We start from the raw sequence: 6,676 nt of genomic DNA, 5'->3' as shown, positions 1-6,676 counted from the left end.
TCATTTCACGACGGTACCTTCCTGGTGCGCATCGCCAATACGGCTGCGCGCATGGTGCTGCCCAACAGCGCCAAGGTCGGTGACACCCTGACCCTGACCCTGGTCTCCAAGGATCCTCGCCCCACTTTCTCGGTCAACGAAGGCAGCATCCGCAGCGATGAAGAAAGCGCCTCGGTAGCATTGAGTACCGCGGGACGCGCCATGCAGAAGGACTTGAAGTCCCTGCAGTTTGTCACCCGCGATGAGAGCGGCGCCGGCCAGATCGCCCAGAACGAGGATGTCGCCGCCGATGCCCAGGCCAAGGGCGCACGTCAGGGCCAGACCGGAGGACCGGCCAGCACCACCACCACGCTCAGCAATGCCGGTCGCCTGATCGACACACTGCTGCAAGCCTCGCAGCATGGTGACGTGAGCGACCATGTCAATGCCACCGCCCCCCTGCTGCCCAAGGCCAACCTGCCGCCCGACCAGGTGGCCTCGGCCTTGAAGGATGCCATCGCCTACAGTGGCGTGTTCTACGAATCGCACGTCTCGGCCTGGGCTGCCGGGCAGCGCTCGGCAGAAGAGCTGATGAAAGAACCACAGGCCCAGGTAGCCGCCCACAATGGCGGCGACATCAACCTGCTCAACGACAACAATCCGGCCCAGAACCAATTGGGCCAGCTCATCAACCTGCAACTCAACGCGCTGGAACAGCAACGCGTGGTCTGGCATGGCGAAGTCTGGCCCGGCCAGAAGATGGAATGGGAAATCAACCAGGAACATGGCCAGGATCCCAGCCAGAACAGCCAACACGATGGTGAAGAATCCGCCCCCACCTGGCATAGCGTAGTGCGGTTCAACTTCGCCCACCTTGGCAGCGTTTCCGCCTCGATCCGCCTGATCGGCCAGCAGATCCACGTGCAGGTCAAGGCCGACAATGAAGCAGCCACCGCCGCCCTGCGCGGCAATAGCGGCCTGTTTGCCAATGCCATGGCGGCGGCCGGCACCTCCCTCGACTCCCTGATCGTCAAGCAAGCCGATGGAGAAACCTAATATCCCCCTGCAAAACGCCGTGGCGCTGGCCTACAACGCCAGCCAGGCAGCCCCCCAGGTAGTAGCCAAGGGCCGTGGCCTGGTAGCCGAAGCCATCATCGCCCGAGCGCGCGAAGCCGGCGTCTACGTGCACGAATCCAAGGAACTGGTCTCACTGTTGATGCAGGTCGAGCTGGACCAGCAGATCCCACCTGCGCTGTATCGAACCGTCGCCGAATTGCTGGCCTGGCTATATCGTATTGAAAATATGCAATTAACTGAGACGGTGATGTATGATACGAGGTTAAACAATTCCAACAATTCCTCCGGGGAAAGCGATCCCACTCGCTGAATTCAGACGTACAAGACGCACAGATGGCTAATCACGACGAGATCGACGACGACAGCCCATACCGGGTTCATTCACGGCGGGAGATCATTGCCCTGCTGACCAGCATGATGGAGAAAAACCAACTCCTGAGCCTGCTGATCAAGGGCGGATCCGAATCCGTGATCACTTCCATTCTGGAAGTGGATCCCGATGACGACTCGCTCATCATCGACGCTGCGCCCAGCGCCATGCTCAATGACAGCATCGTCTCCAGCAAGCACATCCATTTCGAAGCCCTCTACAACAGCATCCGCATCACCTTTGCGGCAGATGGCGCGCGCCAGGTCGAGTACCAGAACCGTCCGGCGCTGAAAGTAGAGATCCCGGCCAGCCTGGTGCGCCTGCAACGCCGCGAATTCTTCCGCATCCCGACGCCGATCGCCAAGCCGCTGCGCTGCACCTTCCGCATCACCCAGCCGGACGGCTCCTTCATCACCGTCGTCACTCTGCTCAACAACATCAGCGCCGGTGGCGTGGGCATCACCGACGAAAAGAAGCTCCTGGCCACTACCCCCGGCATAGTCTACGAGGATTGCCAACTGGAACTGGGCGACAACACCCTGGTATCGGTCAAGCTGCAGGTGCGGGATTGCAAGGAATTCAAGATGACCAATGGCAAGGTGGTCAACCGCTTCGGCTGCCAGTTCATCGACATCCCGCGCACTGTGCTGGCCGCGATCCAGCGCTTCATCACCAAGCTGGAACGCGAGCAGAACGCCAAGGCCTCGGGAATGCTGTAGGACCGACACTCCCGCACCAGCAAGCCCATCAGCAAAACACCCCAGCAACCGGAGATCCGGTTGCTGGGGTGTTTTGTTATCCGCTCCCGACCTGGCGCCACGGCACCCGTCGGAGGAAAGAAAGTTCACACCTGCATGGTCATGATGTCGCGATAAGCCGAGATCAGCTTGTTACGCACCTGGATGCTGGTCTGAAAGGAGATGCTAGCCTTCTGTGAAGCAATCATCACATCCGACAGATTCACGCTATCATCGCCCATGGCAAAGGCCTGCGACATCTTGGCGGCTTTCTGCTGGGAATCATTGACCTGATCGATCGCACCCTTGAGCACGTCGGCGAAATCCACGCGCTGCGCCGGCTTTTCTGCCTGCACCGTGCTCTGGACCGGGTCCACGCCACCCTGGGCGCGCGCAGCCGCCGCCTTGAGCTGGGCCACCATCGCCTCGATCTTGCTGGTATCAATCACGCTTTCGATTGCCATTTCTCGCCTCTTGAGTTCATCTTGCCTATGCTACGCGCCGGCAGCACGCAACTCCGGCATCTACAGCAGCACCTTAACACTCCTGCATTGACAAAACGCACCAATAAGCGGGGAATTTGCCATTCTGTTCGGGCGATCAAATTCGCGCTGCCAAAGGACAATCCAGACTGAGCAAAAAACCTCACAAAGGTAGGCAGTGAACAAAGTCTTTATCAAGCTGGCAATCGAGGGAACGCCACAGGGGAAATCATGGCGGTAGCAGCCGACGGCACCATGACCGGCGAAACCAATACGACGGGCGAATTCAGCAATGCTGAGGCAATGCCCCAGGCGCAGCCCGCCCAGGGCGGCGTGCTCGGTTACGCCCGCTCGCCGCAAGGCAAGCGGATCCTGCTCATCATTGCCGCTGCCGCCACCCTGGCGCTGATGGCTGGTATCTGGCTGTGGAGCCAGAAGGTCGAGTACCGCGTCTTGTTCTCCAACTTCAATGACCGCGACGGTGGCGCCATCGTAGCCTCGTTGCAGCAGATGAACGTGCCTTACAAGTACTCGGAAAGCGGCACGGCCATCCTGGTCCCTGAAAACATGGTGCATGATGCCCGCCTGAAACTGGCGGCGCAAGGCCTGCCCAAGGGCGGCAACGTCGGTTTCGAGCTGATGGAAAACCAGAAGCTGGGTATTTCCCAGTTCCTCGAGCAGGTCAACTTCCAGCGCGCCCTGGAAGGCGAACTGGCGCGCTCGGTGCAATCGCTGTCGTCGGTGCAGACCGCCCGGGTGCACTTGGCCCTGCCCAAGGCCTCGGTGTTCGTGCGCGACCAGCAAAAACCCACCGCCTCCGTGATCCTGAGCCTCTATCCGGGCCGTTACCTGGACCCGCAGCAAGTCAGCGCCATCGTTCACCTGGTGGCCAGCAGCGTGCCTGAGCTCTCGCCCAAAGCGGTCACCATCGTCGACCAGAACGGCAACCTGCTCTCCGACACCACCAAGCAAAGGCAAACCCATACCCTGGACCCGACTCAGCTGAAGTATGTCCAGGACATGCAGCAAGACATCGTCAAGCGCGTCGAACCCATCATCGCGCCCATCGTGGGCAACGGCAACGTGCGTGCCGAAGCCACGGCAGACGTCGACTTCTCGCGTTCCGAGCAAGCTTCCGAAGCCTACAAGCCCAACCAGACCAAGGATAGCGCCGCCGTTCGCAGCAAGCAGAGCAGCGAGGCCAATAGCGCCACCTCCGGTACCTCGGGCGTACCCGGCGCCCTGACCAACCAGCCCCCTGCCCCGGCCACCGCCCAGATCGTCAATCCGGCTGCCGCCAATGGCGCAGCCAACCAGAACGGTGCAGCCACCCCCAATGGCGCCGCTCCGACGCCTGCAGCCAGCGGCAATTCGCGCAAGGATGAAACCATCAATTACGAGGTCGACAAGACCGTGCGCTACACTCAGCAGCCCATGGGTGGCGTGCGCCGCCTGACGGTGGCCGTGGTGGTGAACTACAAGCGCACTCTGGACAATACCGGCAAGATCGTCATGCGTCCGCTGACCGAGGCCGAGCGCAACCAGATCACCGACCTGGTCAAGGAAGCGATGGGTTACAACAAGGATCGCGGCGACTCGCTCAACGTGGTCAATACCCAGTTCAGCACCGACATGGAACCGGAAGTGCCGCTGTGGAAGCAGCCGGGCATGATCGATCTGGCCAAGGAGATCGGCAAGTACATCCTGGTGGGTGCGGTCCTGCTGTTCCTCTACTTCCGCGTGCTGCGCCCCATCGTCTGGAAGCTGTCCGGCCGCGAAGAGCGCGAGCGCCTGGCCAAGGAAAAGGCCGAGGCCGAAGCCGCAGCCGCTGCCGCGGCAGTGGCCGCCGGCTTCGATCCGGACGACCCGGACGCCATCGTCAACCTCTCGGGCGAACCGGCAGTGGATGAACGCGCCCAGTACAAGGCCAACCTCGAAAACGCCAAGCAGTGGGCCAAGAATGATCCGAAGCTGGTGGCAAGCATCATCAAGTCATGGGTGAACAATGAGTAACGACGGCGTTCAGAAAGGTGCCATCCTCATGCTCGCCCTGGGCGAGGATGAGGCCGCCGAAGTCATGAAATACCTGGGCCCCAAAGAGGTCCAGAAGCTGGGCGCGGCCATGTCGGCCCTGCGCAATGTCAGCTTCGAAGAAATCAATGAAGTATTGGAAGCCTTCGTCGCCGAGACCGGCCAGGCCTCTTCGCTGGGCCTGGATTCGGATGAATACATCCGTAGCGTGCTGACCAAGGCGCTGGGCGACGACAAGGCGACCTCCCTGCTCAACCGCATCCTGGGCGGACGCGATGCTTCCGGCATCGAAAGCCTCAAGTGGATGGACGCGCAGTCGGTGGCCGAACTCATCCGCAACGAACACCCGCAGATCATCGCCACCATCCTGGTCCACCTGGAGCGCGACCATGCCTGCGGCATCATCAACAATTTCACGGAACGTTTGCGCAACGACGTCATCCTTCGTATTGCCACCCTGGACGGCGTGCAGCCGGCCCCGTTGCGCGAACTCAATGACGTGTTGACCAAGCTGCTGACCGGTAACGAAAGCCTCAGAAAGCAACAGATGGGCGGTATCCGTACCGCAGCCGAGATCCTCAACTTCATGTCCGGCGAGAACGAGACCTCGGTGATGAACAACCTGCGCTCCTACGACGAAGACATGGCGCAGAAGATCATGGACGAGATGTTCGTCTTCGAGAACATCATCGACATCGATGGCCGCGGCATCCAGCTGCTGCTGCGCGAAGTCCAGTCCGAGTCGCTGATCGTGGCCTTGAAGGGCGCCTCGCAAGGTCTGCGCGACAAGATCTTCGCCAACATGTCGCAGCGTGCGGCCGAGATGATGAAGGAAGACCTGGAATCCAAGGGACCGGTGCGCCTGTCGGAAGTCGACGCGCAACAAAAGGCCATCCTGCAAATCGTGCGCCGCCTGGCCGACGAAGGCCAGATCGTGCTGGGCGCCAAGGGCGAGGACGCGTTCATCTGATGCGCCTGTTGCCCACCATGCAGTCTGGCCTGGGCTGCCGGCCTGAGGAGTCAAAGTAGCCATGCGTGCAAAGATCATTCCCAAGGAAGAGATGACGCCCTACCAGCGCTGGGAGCTGGCGTCTTTCAACGAGGAACCCGAGCCCGAACCGGAACCCGAACCGATCGAGGAAGAATTCCTCGAAGAACCGCCGCCGGTACCCCAGCTCACTGCCGAGCAACTCGACGCCATCCGCGAAGCCGCGCGCCAGGAAGGCTTTGCCGAAGGACGCGAACACGGCCAGCAGATCGGTCGCTCCGAAGGTTACATGGCCGGGCTGCAGCAAGGCCAGCAGGAAATCAACGAAGTCATCCAGCACTTCCGCCAGATTGCCGTGAACTTCAGCACCGAAGTGTCCCAATGCAGTGAAAAGATGGCGCCCGAGCTGCTGGACCTGGCGCTGGATCTGGCCAAATCCATGTTGAAGACGGCCTTGAACGTGCGTCCCGAGCTGATCCTGCCCACGGTCAGCGCCGCCATCCACGCCCTGCCCGTGCTGCAACTGCCGGCCAGCCTGACGCTACACCCGGAAGATGCCGCTCTGGTGCACAAGCATCTGGGCGAGGAACTCGGCAAGCAAGGCTGGAAGATCAATGAAGATGCCCAGCTGGAGCGCGGCGGCTGCCGCGTCGAAACCCGCACCAACCAGATCGACGCCACCACCCAGACGCGCTGGCAGCGCCTGGGCGAGTCGCTGTCCAAGCAGCTCGACTGGCTGGAATGATTCACCTGTTGTGATACCGACCTGAACGGGAGACCCGCATGAACTCCCCGATGCCTTCCCATAGCAGCCTGTGGCAAGCCTATCTGCACAATTGTCGCAGCCTGGTCGCCATGGCCGAGCCTACCCGCACGGCCGGGCGCATCACGCGCGTGGCCGGCCTGGTGATGGAAGCGGTCGGACTGAAGCTTCCTGTAGGCAGCCCCTGCAATGTGCCGCTGCCCAACGGCATGATGATCGAAGCCGAAGTGGTGGGCTTCAAGATGAACG

Annotated in this window: 7 protein-coding genes and 1 pseudogene; 7 read left to right on the top strand and 1 reads right to left on the bottom strand. The window is 61.2% G+C overall.

Annotated features, from left to right (window positions below; translation table 11 throughout):
- The 3 genes from fliK to I5W_RS19650 form a co-directional block, all read left to right on the top strand.
- Window positions 1-1,035: flagellar hook-length control protein FliK (gene fliK, locus I5W_RS19660; protein ID WP_050010699.1), on the top strand; the 1,035-nt coding region annotated here is incomplete at its 5' end.
- Complete coding sequence (locus I5W_RS19655; protein ID WP_017450953.1) at window positions 1,022-1,366, top strand: EscU/YscU/HrcU family type III secretion system export apparatus switch protein; 345 nt, start codon at window positions 1,022-1,024, stop codon at window positions 1,364-1,366. The genes fliK and I5W_RS19655, both read left to right, overlap by 14 nt.
- Before the next feature lie 23 nt (window positions 1,367-1,389).
- Window positions 1,390-2,145, top strand: coding sequence for a flagellar brake protein (locus I5W_RS19650; protein ID WP_044530492.1), 756 nt, complete (start codon window positions 1,390-1,392; stop codon window positions 2,143-2,145).
- 125 nt (window positions 2,146-2,270) lie between these two features.
- Here I5W_RS19650 and fliE read toward each other — a convergent pair whose 3' ends face one another.
- The gene (gene fliE, locus I5W_RS19645) at window positions 2,271-2,627 is read right to left on the bottom strand and encodes a flagellar hook-basal body complex protein FliE (protein WP_017450951.1); all 357 of its coding nucleotides are present in this window, start codon (window positions 2,625-2,627) and stop codon (window positions 2,271-2,273) included.
- 249 nt (window positions 2,628-2,876) lie between these two features.
- On the opposite strand from fliE, the gene fliF reads away from it, so the two are divergent.
- The 4 genes and pseudogenes from fliF to I5W_RS19625 form a co-directional block, all read left to right on the top strand.
- Window positions 2,877-4,658: a flagellar basal-body MS-ring/collar protein FliF gene (fliF, locus tag I5W_RS19640; protein ID WP_044530491.1), complete on the top strand. Its 1,782-nt coding sequence runs from the start codon at window positions 2,877-2,879 to the stop codon at window positions 4,656-4,658.
- Window positions 4,651-5,646, top strand: coding sequence for a flagellar motor switch protein FliG (gene fliG / locus I5W_RS19635; protein ID WP_044530490.1), 996 nt, complete (start codon window positions 4,651-4,653; stop codon window positions 5,644-5,646). The genes fliF and fliG overlap by 8 nt, the downstream gene beginning before the upstream one ends.
- A gap of 61 nt (window positions 5,647-5,707) precedes the next feature.
- Complete coding sequence (gene fliH, locus I5W_RS19630; RefSeq protein ID WP_044530489.1) at window positions 5,708-6,409, top strand: flagellar assembly protein FliH; 702 nt, start codon at window positions 5,708-5,710, stop codon at window positions 6,407-6,409.
- Window positions 6,410-6,447: 38 nt separating this feature from the next.
- Window positions 6,448-6,676, top strand: a pseudogene (locus I5W_RS19625) (flagellum-specific ATP synthase FliI); the annotation flags it as partial.

The organism is Herbaspirillum sp. B65, assembly GCF_000333555.1.
Classification (GTDB): domain Bacteria; phylum Pseudomonadota; class Gammaproteobacteria; order Burkholderiales; family Burkholderiaceae_D; genus Herbaspirillum; species Herbaspirillum rubrisubalbicans.
The sequence above is the reverse complement of the archived record's forward strand: the minus strand, read 5'-3'. Positions and strand labels throughout refer to the sequence as shown.

Excerpts from the sequence above, each read along its gene's own strand:
- I5W_RS19655 (WP_017450953.1), top strand. The coding sequence starts at position 1,022 with ATGGAGAAACCTAATATCCCCCTGCAAAACGCCGTGGCGCTGGCCTAC.
- I5W_RS19650 (WP_044530492.1), top strand. The coding sequence starts at position 1,390 with ATGGCTAATCACGACGAGATCGACGACGACAGCCCATACCGGGTTCAT.
- fliE (WP_017450951.1), bottom strand. The coding sequence starts at position 2,627 with ATGGCAATCGAAAGCGTGATTGATACCAGCAAGATCGAGGCGATGGTG.
- fliF (WP_044530491.1), top strand. The coding sequence starts at position 2,877 with ATGGCGGTAGCAGCCGACGGCACCATGACCGGCGAAACCAATACGACG.
- fliG (WP_044530490.1), top strand. The coding sequence starts at position 4,651 with ATGAGTAACGACGGCGTTCAGAAAGGTGCCATCCTCATGCTCGCCCTG.
- fliH (WP_044530489.1), top strand. The coding sequence starts at position 5,708 with ATGCGTGCAAAGATCATTCCCAAGGAAGAGATGACGCCCTACCAGCGC.